Here is a 16,400-nt window from a genome sequence, read left to right as displayed (position 1 = left end):
CGGCCCGTCCCTTACGTCATTGCTTGGACGACTTTCCGATGATCCCCTCCCTTTCCGCAGCGCTCGCCGAGCGCGGCTACGACACTCTCACTCCCGTGCAGGACGCGGTGACCGATCCCGCGCTGGAGGGCAAGGACCTGCTGGTCTCTGCCCAGACCGGCTCGGGTAAAACGGTCGGCTTCGGTCTCGCGATCGCCCCGACCCTGCTGGGCGAGGCCGAAAGCTTCGGCCCGGCTGGCACGCCGCTTGCACTCGTTGTGGCCCCCACGCGGGAACTCGCCTTTCAGGTCATGCAGGAATTGCGCTGGCTCTACGCCAAGACCGGCGCCATCGTCAGCTCCTGCGTCGGCGGCATGGACCCGCGTCAGGAACGCCGCGCCCTCGAACGCGGCACCCATATCGTGGTCGGCACGCCCGGTCGTCTGAGCGACCATATCCGCCGCGGCGCGCTCGATCTGAGCGACATCCGCGCGGTCGTGCTCGACGAGGCCGACGAGATGCTCGATCTGGGCTTCCGGGAAGACCTCGAATTCATCCTCGGCTCCGCCACGGAAGAGCGGCGCACGCTGCTGTTCTCCGCCACCGTCTCGCCGATGATCGCGAAGCTGGCCGAGCAGTTCCAGAACGACGCGCAGCGCATTTCGACGATCAACACCGCGCAGCAGCACTCCGACATCGCCTACAAGGCGCTGAAGGTTGCGGCCTCGGACAGCGATCATGCGATCTTCAACCTGCTGCGCTTCCACCATGACGAAAGCGCCATCGTTTTCGCCAACACCCGCGCGGCGGTGAACCATCTCAGCGCGCGTCTCGGCAATCGCGGCCTCTCGGTCGTGACGCTGTCGGGTGAACTGAGCCAAGCCGAACGCAGCCACGCGCTGCAGGCGATGCGCGACGGGCGCGCGCGCGTTTGCGTGGCGACCGATGTGGCCGCGCGCGGCATCGACCTGCCGAACCTGAGCCTCGTGATCCATGCCGATCTGCCGCAGAACACCGAGAGCCTGCTGCACCGTTCGGGCCGGACGGGTCGCGCCGGGCGCAAGGGCATGTCCGCGCTGATCGTGCCGCCGCGCATGGTCAAACGTGCCGAACGCCTGCTGAAATTCGCGAAGATCAACGCCGAATGGACTGTGCCGCCCTCGGCCGAGTCGATCATCGCGCGCGATGAAGAGCGCTTGCTGACCGATCCCGATTGGCGCGAGCCGGTCAGCGAGGATCAGGCGGCGTTTGCGCGCAAGCTGCTCGACCGGCACGGGGCCGAGGCTGTCGCCGCCGCCTTCCTGCGGCTGCAGCAATCGCGCAATGCCCCGCCCGAAGACCTTCTGCCGCCGGACACCAAGGGGCAATCGGAGCGTCAGGAATTCGGTCCGAGCCGCTGGTTCACGCTGTCGGTCGGTCGCAATGACCGGGCCGAGCCGCGCTGGCTGCTGCCCTTGCTGCGCCGCCATGCCGATCTCGACAAATCGTCGATCGGTGCGATCCGCGTGCGCGATGACGAGACCTTCGTCGAGATCGCCGAGAAGAGCGTCGCGAAATTCGCGGCCTCGCTTGGTCCCGATGGCGAGCTCTCCGATGAGATCAAGGCCCGCGCCCTGAACGGTGAACCTGATTTCGGACCGCCGCCGAAAAAGCGCCGCGCCGACAAGCCGCACGGCAAACCGGAACGCGGCGACCGTGGCGAGCGCCCAAACAAGGCGCCCCATCGCAAGGGCCCGCCCAAGGCTCCACGCGACGACACCCCGGAGGAGAGTGCGAAGACCAGCGGCTGGAGCCCCGACGACGAGGCCGTGTTCGCAGCCCTCGCGGACATCCCGCCGAAGAAGCGCAAGCCCAAGCCCGAAGGCGGTGCCGCCCCGAAGGCCAGGAAGCCCCGCGCGAAATATGCAGGCCCCGGCAAAGGGCCGCATCCGGGCAAAGGCGGGAAGCCCAAGCCCGGCGGCCCGAAGAAGCCGCGCAAGTGATGGTATGATTTTGCAAAAGGCCCGCAGCGATGCGGGCCTTTTTCATATGCTCTCAGAAGCGCCGGGGTCAGCGCCCCGTTACCGCGTCAGCCGGAGATAGAGCGACAAAAGCTTGTCCGGCAGCGTGCTCAGCTCGTCGATCTGGATGAACCCGTTGCGCCCGAAAATCGCGGCCTCTTGCTCCTTGTTTCGCGGCCCGAGCCCCACGCAGAAGACATCGATCCCCAGCGCGCTCAGGCTGCGAACGGCGCGCCGCGCGTCGCGGACAAGATAGTCCGGATCGGGCGAGTCGATATCCGAGGGCTCCCCGTCGGTGATCAAGAGCAGCAGGCGACGATGCCGCGGCACCTGCGCGAGGTCCTTCCCGGCATGGCGCAGGGCGGCCCCGAGCCGCGTCGAATAGCCCGGCTTCAGGCCCGACAGCGCCGAACCCGTCTCTTCATCCAACGCATCGGAGAACCGTTTCACCGCAACGACGCGCACGTCTTCGCGCCCGGCCGAGCAGAAGGCGTTGATCGCGAAAGGATCGCCGATTTCGTTCATCGCATGGGCGAGAACCGCCGTCGCATCGCGCTCCATGTCCAGAATGCGGTGCTGTGTTCCGGGGACGAGATCGGCCGTCGATTGCGAGATATCAAGGAGCAGGCTGACCGCGAGATCGCGCGTCGGCGGGGCCTGCCGCTCGTAGAGGCGATGATCGGGAAACTCGCCAGCACGCAGAGCCGTCGCCGCCTCGATACAGGCGTCGAGATCGAGAACTTCTCCCTCCGCCTGCCGCTTCTCCCGGCGCGCGCGCCCGATCTGCGCCGAGCGCACGAGGCCGGTGATGCGCGACAGAAGCGGCCCCTGCGCGTCCTGCAACTCCTGCCAGAAGCGGCGATTTCCCGGCGTCGCGGGGTATTCCTTGACCACCGTCCAGTTCGCGCGTTCCCGGCCGATCTCGTAGTCGTATTCGGGATAGGAGGCGACCGCCCGTCCCTCTTCGGCCGCCTCGGTGACGGGGGCGACTTTCTCGACCCTGTCGCTTTCGGTCTGCTCCTGCTGTTGCGATTGCTTGCCCGCGCCCGGGGTCGGCTCGGAGCGACGCAGTTGCACGGTGTCGACCTGAACCTCCAGGGTCTGCGCCTCTTCCGGGGGTGGTTCGTCGAGAGCCCAGAGCCCGAGATTGTCGTCGCGATAGGCGGGCTGAACCACGTAATCCTTCGCATTGAACTGCACGCGAAGCTGCCCGAGATCGTTGCCCAGCAGATTGCCGATCTCGCGGCTGATCGCCGGATCGGCCCAGCGCTCGCGCGCCTCCATGAACATCCGGCGGCCTTTTTGAACCCATCCGTCGGGGTCGTCGAACTCAGGATCGATCAGCGCCCGCGCCAGCCGCGCGAACAGGCTGGGAGCGGTCGGCAGCCCTCCGGGTTGGGCGACGTGAAACCCTTGCCAGAGTCTGCGCAGCCCGGGCATCTCCTGCGCCGCCAGTTCCTCCACCCGCGCATCCTCGATCAAGGACACGACCGCCATCTGCAGCGGTTTGAGCTGCCCGATATCAAAGCGGGTTTTGGTGAAGTTGATATGCGCCCCGATATGGGCGAGCGCGGCGCGAAACAGGGACTCCGTCTCGCCGCGATAGCCGGGCAAGCTGGGCGGCACGAGAATGACATTGCCCGCGAAGGACACCCGCCGCGCGGCTTTCTCTCCCATGCCCGTGGGCGCGACACGCAGCGGCGGGGTCGCGCCGGAAATCGCCGTGAGATAGGCCCGCAACCGGCGCTCGTGATCGTAGAAGCTCTGCTCGCCGCTTTCGTGTTCGAGCGCGCGCTGCGCCTCGGCGGTCTGCAAGGAGAAATAGGCGCTTCGCTTGTCGGCATCGCGCCCCGCCAGACGCAATCCGGTCGCGACCCAGTCCTCGAGCGCCTGTTCGGAGAGCCGCCCGACGAGCCGTTCCATATTATCGAGAAAGGGATACACGGACTCCGGCGCTTGCGTGGTAATCCGCGTCATCAGCGCGAGCCACGCGGTGAATTCCTGCGGCTCGTATCTCTGCGCGACCGTGTCCGCCGCAGTGCAGACGCGCTCCGCCGCGCGGGGCGAGACCCGGATCGCGACATGGGACACGAGTTTTGCCAAGGCGATCGTCGGCCCCGCCCCGAGTTTCGGCGCAAGAGCCAGCGAACTACGCTCATAGGCGCGGGGGACCGTCCGCCCGTATCCCGCGCCCCGCAGCCGTTCGCGCGCCCGCAGCCAGTCGGCTATCGCGGGCGCCGAGAAGGCGCTGCGGATCGCGCCCGGCAGGTCAGGGGTGGCTTCGACATTCATGCTGTCAGGCACAGGCATCGACGACCGCATCGAGCGCACCGCGCATATCCGGGTCATCCGTGATGGGAACGATGATCGCGTGCTTGCAGGCGTCGGTCAGCGTCATGCCCGTCTTTATGAGGCGACCGGCATGGATGAGCATCCGCGTGGACGCCCCTTCCTCGAGCCCCTGCCCGCGCAGATGCCGCGACTTCTCGGCGATCTTCACCAGCTTGTCGGCGATATCGGCGGCGATATCCGCCTCGGAGGCCACGATGGAAGCCTCGACCGAGGCCATCGGGTAGGTGAAATCGACCGCGCTGAAGCGTTGCTTCGTGGATTCCTTGAGGTCTTTGAGAACGCTCTGGTAGCCGGGGTTGTAAGAGATCACGAGCTGGAAATCGGGATGCGCATGGACCAGTTCGCCCTTCTTCTCGAGCGGCAATATCCGGCGATCATCGGTCAGCGAATGGATCACGACCGTCGTGTCCTGACGCGCCTCGACCACCTCGTCGAGATAGCAGATCGCGCCGTGACGCACCGCCATCGTGAGCGGCCCGTCCTGCCAATGCGTGCCCTCGGGGCCGAGCAGAAACCGCCCGACAAGATCCGAGGCGGTCATGTCCTCGTGGCAGGACACCGTGATGAGCGGCTTGCCCAGACGCCAGGCCATATGCTCGACGAAGCGGGTCTTGCCGCAGCCGGTCGGCCCCTTGAGCATCACCGGAAGCCGCGCCGCATAGGCGGATTCGTAGAAGGCCACCTCGTCGCCGCTCGGGTGGTAAGTCGGCTCTTCCTCGAGCCGGTACTGGTCGATCGTCATAGAAGATCCTCGCGTTTGATCGGCCGGCGGATGTCTCCGCCGGCACTGCTCGCCTGCCTCACCGGTGAGTGGGGTCGGACTTTTCGTTGGGAATACCGTCGATCGGGCATTCCTCGGTACCGACGGTCGAGCGGGTCATCGCCTCGACCATCTCGCGCGTGCCTTCCGGATCTTCCGCCCATTTGGTGTAGAAGTCGTAGGGGCACTCGGCGAGACCGTTGGTGTCGTCACCCGAGTTGATCATGCCGGTATAGCCACGGTGCACGAGCTTGAAGAGGTGGTTCTGGCTCTGCATGTTCTTGCGCGCATCGCGGATCGCCGAGACCGAGAGCTGGCCGTATTGGATGCCGTATTCCTCTTCGCCGCATTCGCCCAGCGTGCGGCCGTCGAAGCCGACGATGGCCGAGTGGCCGAAATAGGAATAGACGCCGTCGAAGCCTGCCGCATTGGCGACGGCGACATAGGAGTTGTTCGCCCAGGCCATCGCCTTGGCCATGATCACCTGCTGGTCCTTGGCCGGATACATGTAGCCCTGGCAGCGGATGATCAGTTCGGCACCCTTCATCGCGCAGTCGCGCCAGATCTCCGGGTAGTTGCCGTCATCACAGATGATGAGGCTCATTTTCATGCCCTTAGGGCCTTCCGAGACATAGGTGCAATTGCCCGGATACCAGCCCTCGATCGGAACCCAGGGCATGATCTTGCGGTATTTCTGGACGATCTCACCCTTGTTGTTCATCAGGATGAGCGTGTTGTAGGGCGCCTTCTTCGGGTGCTCTTCGTGGCGCTCGCCGGTCAGCGAGAACACGCCCCAGACATTGGCTTCACGGCAGGCGGCGGCGAAGATCTCGGTCTCTTCGCCCGGCACCAACGAGGCGGTCTCGTACATCTCGGTCTCGTCATACATGATGCCGTGGGTCGAGTATTCGGGGAAGATCACCAGGTCCATGCCCGGCAGGCCCTTCTTCATGCCTTTCACCATGTCGGCGATCTTGTGGCAGTTCTCGAGAACCTCGGCCTTGGTGTGAAGACGCGGCATCTTGTAGTTGACGACGGCGACGCCCACGGTATCGGCGCTGCTCGAAATATCTCCATGATACATGTTGTTACCTCTGCTGTTGGTGGAGTTGTCGAATGCCTTTCCGGTTGATCCGGGAAGGCGGGTTTATGGGGTCAGATCGCCATGTGTTTGGTGACCGTTTCCTCGGTGAGATCCGCGATCGCGCCATCGGCCACGACGCGACCGTTCTCGAGCATCGTGAAGTTCTGCGCGGCACGGCGCGCGAATTTCACGTTCTGCTCGACAAGGAGGATCGTCAGTCCGAGTTCGGCATTGAGGCGGATGATGATGTCCTCGATTTGCTCGACGATATTGGGCTGGATGCCCTCGGTCGGCTCGTCCATCAGGAGGACCTTGGGGCCGCTCGCCAGCGCGCGGGCGATGGCAAGCTGCTGTTGCTGACCGCCCGAGAGCACCCCCCCGGGCCGGTCGAGATTTTCCATCAGATAGGGGAAGATCTTCGGGACGATTTCGGGAATGGCGCGCGGGCCCTGCGCCGCGAAGCCGCCCATCAGGATGTTCTCGCGGATGGTGAAATCGGGGATGATCATCCGGCCCTGCGGCACATAGGCGATCCCCGCCCGCGCGCGCCGGTAGGTCGCATCAGAGGAGATGTTCTGCCCGTCGAGCACGACATCACCGCTCTGGCGATCAGTCAGCCCGAGGATGGAGCGCAGAAGCGTGGTCTTGCCCACGCCGTTGCGGCCCAGAACGGCGAGGATCGTGCCGCTCGGCGCGCTCATCGAGACGTCGTGCAACGCTTGGCTGCGGCCGTAGAAGCTGTCGAGGTTGCTCAGAGAAAGCATCAGTGAATCCCTCCCGAACCGAGATAGGCTTCGCGCACCTTTGGATCGGTCTCGATCTTTTCCATCGGGCCCTCCGCGAGCAGCTTGCCCATGTGCATGACCGTGATCCGCTCGGCGATCTTGCGCACGAAAGCCATGTCATGCTCAACCACGAGGATCGTGTGGCTGCCCTTCATTTCGTTGATGATTTCGGCGGTGCGGAAGGTCTCCGCATGGGTCATGCCCGCGGTGGGTTCATCGAGAAGGATGACCTTCGCCTGTTGCGTGATCAGCATCCCCAGTTCCAGCCATTGCATCTGGCCGTGGGACAACTCGCCCGCGACCGTATCGAGCACCGGCTCGAGCCGCGTCATCGCGATCACGTCCTCGACCCGCGCCCGGTCCTCCGCCACCATGTGCAGGCGAAGGTTGCGGAATACGCCGGGTTCTCCCGAGGCCGCGACTTCGAGGTTCTGCCGAACGGTCAGATCGCGGAAGACGCTCGGGATCTGGAATTTTCGCCCGATCCCGTGCCGCGCGATGATGTGCTCGGGGCGGTTGGTGATGTTCTCGCCAAAGAGATGGACGCTGCCTTGGGTGGAGGCGGTCTTGCCGCTGACGAGATCCATCAGCGTGGTCTTCCCGGCGCCGTTGGGGCCGAGGATGACCCGCAACTCGCCTTTCTGAACCACGGTGGTGAACCCGTCCACGGCTTTGAACCCGCCGAAATCCACCGTCAACCCGTCGATCGTGAGTGCTTCATTCATGTCCGTCCCTCCTATTCCGCGGCTTTCGGGGCCGTCTCTGCGGGCGTGCCCTTCCGGCGGCGTTCGAACCGCCCCAGAAGATCGCGCGCGATGCCTGCAAGCCCGTTCGGCAGGTAGAGAACGACGAGGACGAAGATCCCGCCGATGATCAGCTTCCACGCTTCCTTGAAGATTTCGGTCTCGCTGACCGTGGCCTCGACCGTGTTGATCAGGATCGCCCCGATACAGGCGCCGAGCAGCGAGTTGCGCCCGCCCACCGCGGCCCAGACGACCATCGAGATCGAGAAGCCGATATCCATGAAGCTCGGCGAGGCGAATTCGGCGGCGACCACATAGAGAAGCCCCGCGAAGCCCGCGATCCCGGCCGAGATCGTGAAGAAGAAGATCTGATAGGCCGCGACGTCGTAGCCGAGATAGCGCGCCCGGGTCGGATCATCGCGCGTCGACTGCAGGATCAGCCCGGCCCGTGTCGAGACAAGCCAGCGACCCAACAGCAAAACCACCGTGAGCGAGACGGCGACCACGTAATAGGTCTCGACCATATAGGGGTCGAATTCGAACCCGCCGATGGTCAGCCAGCCCAGATCGGTCAGCCCGTTGAACCCGTTGGTGATCGGCTGCGCGTCGATGAGCAGCAGCCGCACCAGAAGCACGAGCGCCAGCGTGATGATCGCGACATAGACGCCCGAGACGCGCAGCCGGAAGATCGACGAGGACAGCACGAAGGCGACGATCAGCGGGATCACGATCGACATCGCCATGCCGAACCATTGCGACTGGAACGGGATCCAGAGGAACGAGCCCTTGTTGATGCAGCACAGATCGGTGACGGCCCCGGGCTCTGCATTCCAGAGCATGAAGTCCGGCACCGGTTTGTCCGAGCCCTGCTGCAGGCTGGTGGCGCTCATTAGCTTGAGCGACATCGCCGTCATATAGGCGCCGAGGCCGAAGAAGAGCCCCTGCCCCAGATTGAGGATCCCGGCATAGCCCCAGGACAGCGCGATCGCGATGCCGAGCATGCCGAAGACGAGATATTTGGCGATGCGGTTGAGCCAGAACACATCGTCGATCACCAGGGGCGCGCCGAGAACCATCACGATGAAGACGGCGTAGACGGCCCAGTCGGCATGTCGCTGAAGACGGCTCGTGGAGCTGGGAAGTGTGGAGGACGTTTCGCTGGACATCGCTTACCTCGACTTGAAGGAGAACAGGCCGCGCGGGCGCCACAGGATCAGGGCGATGACCACCGCGAAGACGACGGCGCGGGCGATGATGTCGTTGGACGCCAAGGCGACGATGCCGTTGATCTGTCCGAGAATGCCCGCAGCGAGGATCGTTCCGAGAAGGCTGCCGACCCCTCCGACCACGACGACGAGGAAGCCATCGACCACGACGGACGCGCCCATCTCGGGCATGACCGTCTTAAAGCCTGCGAGCAGCACACCGGCGATCCCGGCAAGGCCCGAGCCATAGGCGAAGGTCAGCGCCGAGACGCGGCGCACGTCGATGCCGCAGGCGGCCGCGATCTGGGGATTGCGCATGATCGCGCGCACCTGCACGCCCATCGGGGTGCGATACATCAGCCACCAGGTCAGCCCCGCGAGCATCAGCGTCACGACGATGATAAATGTGCGATAGGGCTGGATCGTCATGCCCGCCACGTCGATCGGCTGGGTGAGGAAGGCCGGAACCGTCATGTTCTGCAACCCCGGTCCGAGACCGTCGATATGGATGCCGAAGAAGCTCAGGCCGAATTCGAGGCGGATCAGCTGTTGCAGCAAGATCGCCACGCCCCAAGTCGCGAGCAGCGTGTCGATGATCCGTCCGTAGAGCCTTCGGATCACCAATCGCTCGATCACGAGCCCCACGAGCCCGGAGGTCACGAAGGCCAGAGGCAGCGCGAAGAACAGGTTGAGCCCGAGATGGAGCCCGGCGAGCACCGCCGTATAGGCCCCGATCATGACGAGCTCGCCATGCGCCATGTTGATGACGCCCATCGCGCCGTAGGTGATCGACAGGCCAAGCGCGATCAGCAGCAGGATCGAAGACAGGGACAGGCCGATGAAGATGATGTCAGACATAGGGAATTCCGCCTCGCTCGGATGGGCACCGGACATCAGCCCGGTGCCCGGTTTGCGTCACAGCTTGGTGGTGTCGAGACCGGCGCCGGTGCAGAACAGGTTCTCTGCCGTCTCGCCGTAAGCGACATAGGGAAGCGGCTTGGTCGGCGCGTCATATGCGTTGACGATCGTGCCCTGACCATCGGCGCCCCACTGCGCGATGCGCGGCGTGAGATAGGTGTGCAGGTTTTCCGGATCGACGGTGACGGTGCCGTTCGGGGCCTCGAAGACCTGACCCTTGATGCCTTCGCGCACCGCATCCGCCGAGATGTCACCAGCCTTCTCGACCGCCTGTTTCCACAGATAGACTTGGAAGTAGCTGCTCTCGAGCGCGTGGTGCGTCACTGCCTTGGGATCGTTGACATATTTACGGTAGCGCTCGATGAAGTCGCGGTTGCGATCGGTGTCGATGGCCTGGAAATACGGGAAGGAGGTGTAGCTGCCTTCGGCGAATTCCGGACCCATCGCGGCGATCTCGATTTCCGAGGTGACGGTCGCGCAGATCGGCAGTTTGTCGTGGGTCAGGCCCTGGTTCTTGAACTCGCGGTAGAAGGCCACGACCGAGTCGCCCACGACATTCGACAGAACCACGTCGCAGCCGCTTTCCTTGATCTTGGAGACCATCGCGCCCCATTCGGAATGGCCGAGCTCGAGATATTCGTCCGCGACCCACTCGCCGCCATTCTGCTCGATGAGGATCTTCGACACTTTCGCCATCTCGCGCGGGTAGATGTAGTTCGAGCCGACGATGAAGAACTTCTTCTTGCCGAGCGTGTTGGTGATCCACGGGATGAAGTTCGACAGCTGCTGGTTCGGCACCGCGCCCGTGTAGACCACGTTCTTCGAGCACTCGAAGCCTTCGTAATAGGTCGGGTAGAAGTAGAGGCTGTTGCGCTTTTCGAAGACCGGCAGAACGGCCTTGCGGCTCGCCGAGGTGTAAGAGCCGAACACGGTCTGCAGGCGATCGCGGATCACTAGCTTCGAGGCCTTCTCGTTATAGGTCTTCGGGTCGGATGCGCCGTCTTCGAGGATCGGCTTGATCATCATCCCGTTCACGCCGCCTGCGGCGTTGATCTCGTCGATCGCCATCATCGTGGCATCGGCGAGCGATTTCTCGATGATCGAAAGGCCGCCGGTCAGCGAGAACAGGACGCCCACTTCGATTTCACCCGAGGCGCGCGCGGGGCTCCCGATCATCGACGGGCCGAGGGCGGCTGCGGCGCCGAAAGCGGTCGTGTGTTTTAGGAAGTTTCTCCGGTTCGTTTTCATTTCTGTCTCCCGTGTTGAGGTTTTGTTTTGATTTTTCAGGCCGTAAATGCGCAGGGAGGACTCCCGTGCACGAGCGTTTGGTATGTGACCGATTGTGTGAGGTGCCGTGACCGGACCGCGGGGGTCCGGATCATTTTTGGCGAAGGGGGCTCCGGGTGTTCGGAGCGATTGGCATCGTTGCCATTCAGCGCCGCCACGAGGGCGGGGTTGCGTGCGCTCTGGTACGCCCCCAGCGATGGCGCGGCCTTTGCACCATCCTGAAAACCCAAAAAGCCCGCGAAGACACTACAGTGTCTTCAGCGGGCTTTCTGTGCCGAACCGATGGACATCATTGGCCATCGATCTGATTCGACTATACATCATCCGGTCTTGATGACAACAATTCGTTTGCGTTGATGATCGCGACCGCCATTTCCTCTACGGAAATCCGCTTACCCATCGCCTGCGCACGAATGGTGCCATAGGCTTCCCTCTCGGAAATCTTGTGCATTTCCATAAGGATAGACTTCGCCTTCGAGATCTTCTTCTGACCGGAAATCTTCTTTTCGAGCTTGCCGATCTTGTCGTGGAAATCCGCCGCCTGCATCCAATTGGAGCGTGCGACGACAAGATTTGTCAGCATACCGAAAGTCCGGACCGGCTTCGAAATCACCGCGAATGCGTTGATGTCGAGCACCAGTTCGATCATCGCCGGGTTCTCGTAATTCACGATGCCGATCACCGTCGGGCCGGGTTTCTCGGACTTCCGCAGCATGCTGCTCAGGGCACTCTGGCTCTCGAAGAAGACGCCTGCGAAGACGACATCCGTCCCGCTCGGCAGCGCCTTGGCGGGGGGCCACATCAGTTCCGCGCGGCAGCCGATGCGTTTGAGCTGATCCATGAGCGCCTTGCCATCTGCGTCCGGCGGGTGGACGACGATGACCGAGAGGTCGCGCAAATCCTTGAGACGCAGCCGGGGCATCAGCTTCCGCCCCCTCCGGCTCCGAATTGCGGAGACGTCATCTGCAAGTCTTCATCATATTCAACGAGATAAGGGTCGGGTCGCACCGGTGCCTGCGCTTCGCGCACGATCTCGAAAGCCCCGCTTTCGCCGACGACGGCAACCCGGGGCCAGAGGCTCGTGTGATGGGTGTCCCCTTCGACCTGCACGGGGCCCTGCGGCGCTTCGAAGCTGAAATTCGGCAAGGTGCGCAAGACGCTATCGCGATCGGTCGCCCCGGACCTGCGCACGGCTTCCGCGAAGAGATAGACTTGGAAATAGGCGGCTTCCGTCCCCGCCGAAATCGGCTGATCCGGTCCGAACCGGCGCGCATAGGCCGTGACAAAGCGTCGGTTCGCCTCGGTATCGAGCACGCTGAAATAGGGCGCGGCCGTCACGTTGCCGATCGAGGCATCCTTGCCGACCGCCAGCAGTTCGGGCTCGCCCGAGGTCAGGCTGGCGATGGGCTGTTTGCTGCGATCGAAGCCCGCGCGGTCGTAGGCCTGGTAGAAGCGGACCGATCCTTCACCCACCACCGTCGAGAACACGACCGCAGGCCCCGCGGCCTTGATGCGCGAGATCGCCCGCTCGATATATTCCTCGTTATGGCGCAGGGGGATGTAGATTTCGTCGACGACCTTCGCCCCGCGATGCATCAGCAGATCCCGCATGATCCGATTGGATTCATAGGGGAAAACGTAGTTCGACCCGACGAAGACAAACCGGTCGCCATAGGTCTGGGTGAGATAGTCCGCCAACCAGCGCGAGTTCTGGTTCGGGGCTGCGCCCGAATAGACGCAGCTGCTCGAGAACTCGAACCCTTCGTAAAGCGTGGGGTAGAACAGCAGCGCGCGGCGTTGCTCGACCACAGGCAAGACGGCCTTGCGTGCGGAGGACATGTAGCAGCCGAAGATGGTCTTTGCGCCGACATCGATGAGGCGCTCCGCCTCGCTCTTGAAGCGCAACGGATCGGAAGCCGGGTCGCTGTCTTCGATCAGAAGTTCACGACCATCGATACCGCCTGCATTGTTGATTTCTTCGATCGCCAGCAGTGCAGCCTGACGCTGCGTGCGCTCGATCACCGACGTTACACCGGTTTGGGAAAAAAGGAGGCCAACTGCGACCGGCTCGTTGTCAAAAGCCATTAATACGGTTCCATATCTTTCAACGAGAACTCCCGCGAATGCGGAGTCCGGGGGGAACGGTCACATAAGAATCGAATAGCAAATGACTGACGTCACGGCAAGTTCGACGCATTGCAAAACGCATCTGAAATCATGATTCATTCATTTTTCTGCATTATTTTCAGCGCCTTACATCGTTACATCAAAACATTTGCATATTGAAACGAATCACGCCATCGTGTTGACGTAGCGTTCAACGAAGAGCGCCGCATCTGGCAATGAAAGCCCCTTACGAACCATGTGAATGGATTCGTGAGGGGCTTTTGCGTTTTCGGCCCGGCGATTTGCCGCCCCAAATGGAGAGACCACAGAGCCCTAACCCGATCGGCGCACGCGCCCAATAACTCTGAGATCAGTATAACCGGTCACAAACGACGGCAGGATCAAGCTGCCGAACTGATCGACCCTTTATCCACTCCGCCCCGGCGAGACTTTCGTCAGCGTTTGCCCACGGCAAGCGTCCGGCCTTCGCATGCCTGCAAAAACAAGAACATCAGAAACAGTCCAACAACGAGGTACATCATGACCACGACGGAAAAGCATCTCGAGCCAGAGGCGCTCGAACATATCGAAGAAGAGATCGATCACGCGCTCGGCGATGAATACGAACATGAACCGGTCCCGGCAAAAGCCCGGCGGAGCATGTTCTCCGTCACGATGGTCTGGATGGGTTTCCCGATGATCATCACCGGCGCGATGACCGGCTCGATCCTCGTGCTCGGCATGGGGTTCAGCTCCGCGCTGACGGCGATGATCATCGGCAACCTGATCATGCTGGTCTATGTCGGTCTGCTCGGTCAGCTCGGCGCGACGAAAGGGATGAACTTCGCCCTGCTCGCCAGCATCGTCTTCGGTCGCAAGGGCTATGTCTTCGCCTCCGGCCTGCTCTCGACGCTTCTACTTGGTTGGTACGCGGTGCAAACCGGCATCACCGGCGCGCTCGTCAGCTCCACCTATGACCTGAACTACGTCGTCATGACGCTCATCGCCGGTGCGCTTTATATCGGCGTCACCTTCGTCGGCGTGAAAGGCCTGCACCTGATCGGCATGATCTCGGTGCCGCTTTTCGTCATTCTGGGCCTCTTCGTCGTCGGCGACGCGGCTTCGACGACCAGCTGGGACGCGATCATGTCCTACCCGGGCAATAATGGCGTCGCGACGATGTCGATGGGCGTCGGCCTGACCGTGGTCATCGCGCTCTTCATCGACGCCGGCACCGTGAGCGCCGACTTCAACCGCTGGGCCAAGGACACGAAAAGCTCCTGGGTCGCGACCTTCAGCGCCTTCCCCTTCGCCAACCTCGCCGCGATGCTGGTCGGCGGCATCATGACCGCAGCCCTGGCCGTTCCGGATGCCAACCCCTTCGGCACCGACAACATGTTCGGCTACATGAACAACATGCAGATGACTTGGCTGAGCGTCCTCGCCTTCCTGTTCCTCTACGTGAACCTCGGCTCGGTCTGTGCCCACTGCCTCTATAACGCAGCGACCGGCTGGTCGCGAATCCTGCGCAGCCACATGCGTCTTTTCGCGGTGATCCTCGGCGCCATCGGCATCGTCATCGCGGCCACCAATGTCTGGGCCTTCTTCATCCAGTGGCTGTCGCTGCTGGGCATCCTCGTGCCGCCGATCGGCGCGATCATCCTCGTGGATCAGTTCCTCGTGCGCAAGAACTCCGAGATCGACCGCGATTGGCGCGGCACGGCCTTCATCGCCTGGGCCTGTGGCTCCGCGGTGGCCTTCGTCGTCGAGTGGTATCTGCCCCATCTGTCGACCGCCATCTCGGCCGGACTTGTCGGCGGCGTCGCTTACTACCTGATCTCCACGCTGAGCGGGAAAACCGCGACTGCCTGATCCGTAACGATCTTCCGGAGCGTCGCCTGAGATAGGGCGTCGCTCCATTTTGACATGAGGAAAAACCATGACCCTTGATTATGAAATCTTCGAGCTTGGCACCTTCGAGTTCCAATGCGGCCTCGCCGTGCCCAACGCCCGTCTCGCCTACAAGACCTTCGGCAAGCTGAACGCGGCCAAAGACAACGTGATCGTCTACCCGACGTGGTATTCCGGGCAGCATTACGACAACGAATGGCTGATCGGGCCCGGTATGGCGCTCGACCCCGAGAAATACTTCATCATCATCCCGAACATGTTCGGCAACGGGCTCTCCACCTCGCCCTCGAACACGCCGGAGCCCTATAACGCGGACCGTTTCCCGAACGTGACCGCCTATGACAACGTCAAGGCGCAGCATCGTCTGGTGACCGAGAAGTTCGGCATCGAGAAGATCCGCATGGTGACCGGTTGGTCGATGGGCGCGCTGCAGACCTTCCACTGGGGGGCGATGTATCCCGAGATGATGGACCTGATCGCCCCGTTCTGCGGGTCGGCGAAGTGTTCGCGCCACAACTATGTCTTCCTCGAAGGGGTGAAGGCGGCGCTGCGGGCCGACGCCGCGTGGGAAAACGGGCGCTACACCTCTAAGCCCGAAAAAGGCCTCCGCGCAGTTGGCCGCGTCTACGCAGGCTGGGGCTTCTCACAGAGCTTCTACCGGGAAGAGCTGGATCTAAAGACTCTCGGCTACGCCTCGCTCGAGGATTTCCTGATCGGGTTCTGGGAAGGGTTCTTCCTGCCGAAAGACGCCAACAACCTGCTGACGATGGCCTGGACTTGGCAGAATGGCGATATCAGCGCGAACGAGCTGTATAACGGCGACTACAAAGCGGCACTCGGCGCGATCAAGGCGAAAGCCTATGTCATGCCCGGCCAGACCGACCTCTACTTCCCGCCGGAAGACAGCGAGATCGAAGTCGCCAACATGCCCAACGCCGAGTTCGTCCCGGTTCCGTCGATCTGGGGCCATTTCGCTGGCGGCCCCGGGACGAACCCCGACGACGTCAAGTTCATCGACGACAAGCTGAAAGAGCTTCTGGCCTCGTGAACCGAGCCGAAGCTTTGCGGATATAGGAAAGGGCGGCTCATGGCCGCCTTTTTCATTGGTGCGCTCTGTTGCTTCCACTGTGTTTATCGCAACGCAAGAAGCCTCGCGGGTAGCGAGGCTACGGGTTTGATATGATTTAGAAGATTTTGGTTGCGGGAGTAGGATTTGAACCTACGACCTTCAGGTTATGAGCCTGACGAGCTACCGGGCTGCTCCATCCCG

At 62.7% G+C, this 16,400-nt stretch carries 13 protein-coding genes; 3 read left to right on the top strand and 10 right to left on the bottom strand.

From position 1 onward, the window contains the following. The first annotated feature begins 38 nt into the window (after nucleotides 1-38). The gene (locus BMI88_RS00070; protein WP_078544966.1) at nucleotides 39-1,961 is read left to right on the top strand and encodes a DEAD/DEAH box helicase; all 1,923 of its coding nucleotides are present in this window, start codon (nucleotides 39-41) and stop codon (nucleotides 1,959-1,961) included. Nucleotides 1,962-2,039: 78 nt separating this feature from the next. Here the strand turns inward: BMI88_RS00070 and BMI88_RS00065 are convergent, their stop codons facing one another. The 10 genes from BMI88_RS00065 to BMI88_RS00020 form a co-directional block, all read right to left on the bottom strand. Beyond that, entirely contained in the window at nucleotides 2,040-4,289 is a 2,250-nt protein-coding gene (locus BMI88_RS00065; RefSeq protein WP_078547187.1) for a VWA domain-containing protein, read from the bottom strand. Beyond that, nucleotides 4,276-5,073 (bottom strand): CbbQ/NirQ/NorQ/GpvN family protein, encoded by a 798-nt coding sequence (locus tag BMI88_RS00060; protein WP_078522099.1) that lies wholly within the window; start codon nucleotides 5,071-5,073, stop codon nucleotides 4,276-4,278. The genes BMI88_RS00065 and BMI88_RS00060 overlap by 14 nt, the downstream gene beginning before the upstream one ends. A 58-nt stretch (nucleotides 5,074-5,131) precedes the next feature. Further along, nucleotides 5,132-6,175 (bottom strand): aliphatic amidase, encoded by a 1,044-nt coding sequence (locus BMI88_RS00055; RefSeq protein ID WP_078544963.1) that lies wholly within the window; start codon nucleotides 6,173-6,175, stop codon nucleotides 5,132-5,134. Nucleotides 6,176-6,246: 71 nt separating this feature from the next. Beyond that, the gene (urtE, locus tag BMI88_RS00050) at nucleotides 6,247-6,939 is read right to left on the bottom strand and encodes an urea ABC transporter ATP-binding subunit UrtE (RefSeq protein WP_078544960.1); all 693 of its coding nucleotides are present in this window, start codon (nucleotides 6,937-6,939) and stop codon (nucleotides 6,247-6,249) included. Further along, nucleotides 6,939-7,685 (bottom strand): urea ABC transporter ATP-binding protein UrtD, encoded by a 747-nt coding sequence (gene urtD / locus BMI88_RS00045; RefSeq protein WP_078522102.1) that lies wholly within the window; start codon nucleotides 7,683-7,685, stop codon nucleotides 6,939-6,941. The genes urtE and urtD overlap by 1 nt, the downstream gene beginning before the upstream one ends. 11 nt (nucleotides 7,686-7,696) lie before the next feature. Then, nucleotides 7,697-8,869, bottom strand: coding sequence for an urea ABC transporter permease subunit UrtC (gene urtC / locus BMI88_RS00040; RefSeq protein WP_078522103.1), 1,173 nt, complete (start codon nucleotides 8,867-8,869; stop codon nucleotides 7,697-7,699). Nucleotides 8,870-8,872: 3 nt separating this feature from the next. Beyond that, nucleotides 8,873-9,766 carry an urea ABC transporter permease subunit UrtB gene (urtB, locus tag BMI88_RS00035; protein WP_078522104.1) on the bottom strand — a complete coding sequence of 298 codons (894 nt, stop codon included), beginning with the start codon at nucleotides 9,764-9,766 and terminating at the stop codon, nucleotides 8,873-8,875. Nucleotides 9,767-9,823: 57 nt separating this feature from the next. Continuing rightward, a complete protein-coding gene (locus BMI88_RS00030) occupies nucleotides 9,824-11,074 on the bottom strand; it encodes a transporter substrate-binding protein (protein WP_078522105.1) in 1,251 nt (416 codons plus the stop codon). A gap of 352 nt (nucleotides 11,075-11,426) precedes the next feature. After that, nucleotides 11,427-12,035, bottom strand: a complete 609-nt coding sequence (locus BMI88_RS00025) for an ANTAR domain-containing protein (protein ID WP_078522106.1) — start codon at nucleotides 12,033-12,035, stop codon at nucleotides 11,427-11,429. Further along, nucleotides 12,035-13,198, bottom strand: coding sequence for a transporter substrate-binding domain-containing protein (locus tag BMI88_RS00020; RefSeq protein ID WP_078522107.1), 1,164 nt, complete (start codon nucleotides 13,196-13,198; stop codon nucleotides 12,035-12,037). The genes BMI88_RS00025 and BMI88_RS00020 overlap by 1 nt, the downstream gene beginning before the upstream one ends. Nucleotides 13,199-13,759: 561 nt before the next feature. On the opposite strand from BMI88_RS00020, the gene BMI88_RS00015 reads away from it, so the two are divergent. Both BMI88_RS00015 and BMI88_RS00010 read left to right on the top strand, forming a co-directional pair. Next, a complete protein-coding gene (locus BMI88_RS00015) occupies nucleotides 13,760-15,091 on the top strand; it encodes a cytosine permease (protein ID WP_078544958.1) in 1,332 nt (443 codons plus the stop codon). A 67-nt stretch (nucleotides 15,092-15,158) separates the two neighbouring features. After that, nucleotides 15,159-16,178: an alpha/beta fold hydrolase gene (locus tag BMI88_RS00010; protein ID WP_078544955.1), complete on the top strand. Its 1,020-nt coding sequence runs from the start codon at nucleotides 15,159-15,161 to the stop codon at nucleotides 16,176-16,178. Nucleotides 16,179-16,400: the final 222 nt, after the last annotated feature.

The organism is Thioclava sp. F36-6 (genome assembly GCF_002020305.1).
Classification (GTDB): Bacteria; Pseudomonadota; Alphaproteobacteria; order Rhodobacterales; family Rhodobacteraceae; genus Thioclava; species Thioclava sediminum.
This window is presented reverse-complemented; position numbering and strand designations above follow the sequence as displayed.

Excerpts from the sequence above, each read along its gene's own strand:
- BMI88_RS00070 (WP_078544966.1), top strand. The coding sequence starts at position 39 with ATGATCCCCTCCCTTTCCGCAGCGCTCGCCGAGCGCGGCTACGACACT.
- BMI88_RS00065 (WP_078547187.1), bottom strand. The coding sequence starts at position 4,289 with ATGCCTGTGCCTGACAGCATGAATGTCGAAGCCACCCCTGACCTGCCG.
- BMI88_RS00060 (WP_078522099.1), bottom strand. The coding sequence starts at position 5,073 with ATGACGATCGACCAGTACCGGCTCGAGGAAGAGCCGACTTACCACCCG.
- BMI88_RS00055 (WP_078544963.1), bottom strand. The coding sequence starts at position 6,175 with ATGTATCATGGAGATATTTCGAGCAGCGCCGATACCGTGGGCGTCGCC.
- urtE (WP_078544960.1), bottom strand. The coding sequence starts at position 6,939 with ATGCTTTCTCTGAGCAACCTCGACAGCTTCTACGGCCGCAGCCAAGCG.
- urtD (WP_078522102.1), bottom strand. The coding sequence starts at position 7,685 with ATGAATGAAGCACTCACGATCGACGGGTTGACGGTGGATTTCGGCGGG.
- urtC (WP_078522103.1), bottom strand. The coding sequence starts at position 8,869 with ATGTCCAGCGAAACGTCCTCCACACTTCCCAGCTCCACGAGCCGTCTT.
- urtB (WP_078522104.1), bottom strand. The coding sequence starts at position 9,766 with ATGTCTGACATCATCTTCATCGGCCTGTCCCTGTCTTCGATCCTGCTG.
- BMI88_RS00030 (WP_078522105.1), bottom strand. The coding sequence starts at position 11,074 with ATGAAAACGAACCGGAGAAACTTCCTAAAACACACGACCGCTTTCGGC.
- BMI88_RS00025 (WP_078522106.1), bottom strand. The coding sequence starts at position 12,035 with ATGCCCCGGCTGCGTCTCAAGGATTTGCGCGACCTCTCGGTCATCGTC.
- BMI88_RS00020 (WP_078522107.1), bottom strand. The coding sequence starts at position 13,198 with ATGGCTTTTGACAACGAGCCGGTCGCAGTTGGCCTCCTTTTTTCCCAA.
- BMI88_RS00015 (WP_078544958.1), top strand. The coding sequence starts at position 13,760 with ATGACCACGACGGAAAAGCATCTCGAGCCAGAGGCGCTCGAACATATC.
- BMI88_RS00010 (WP_078544955.1), top strand. The coding sequence starts at position 15,159 with ATGACCCTTGATTATGAAATCTTCGAGCTTGGCACCTTCGAGTTCCAA.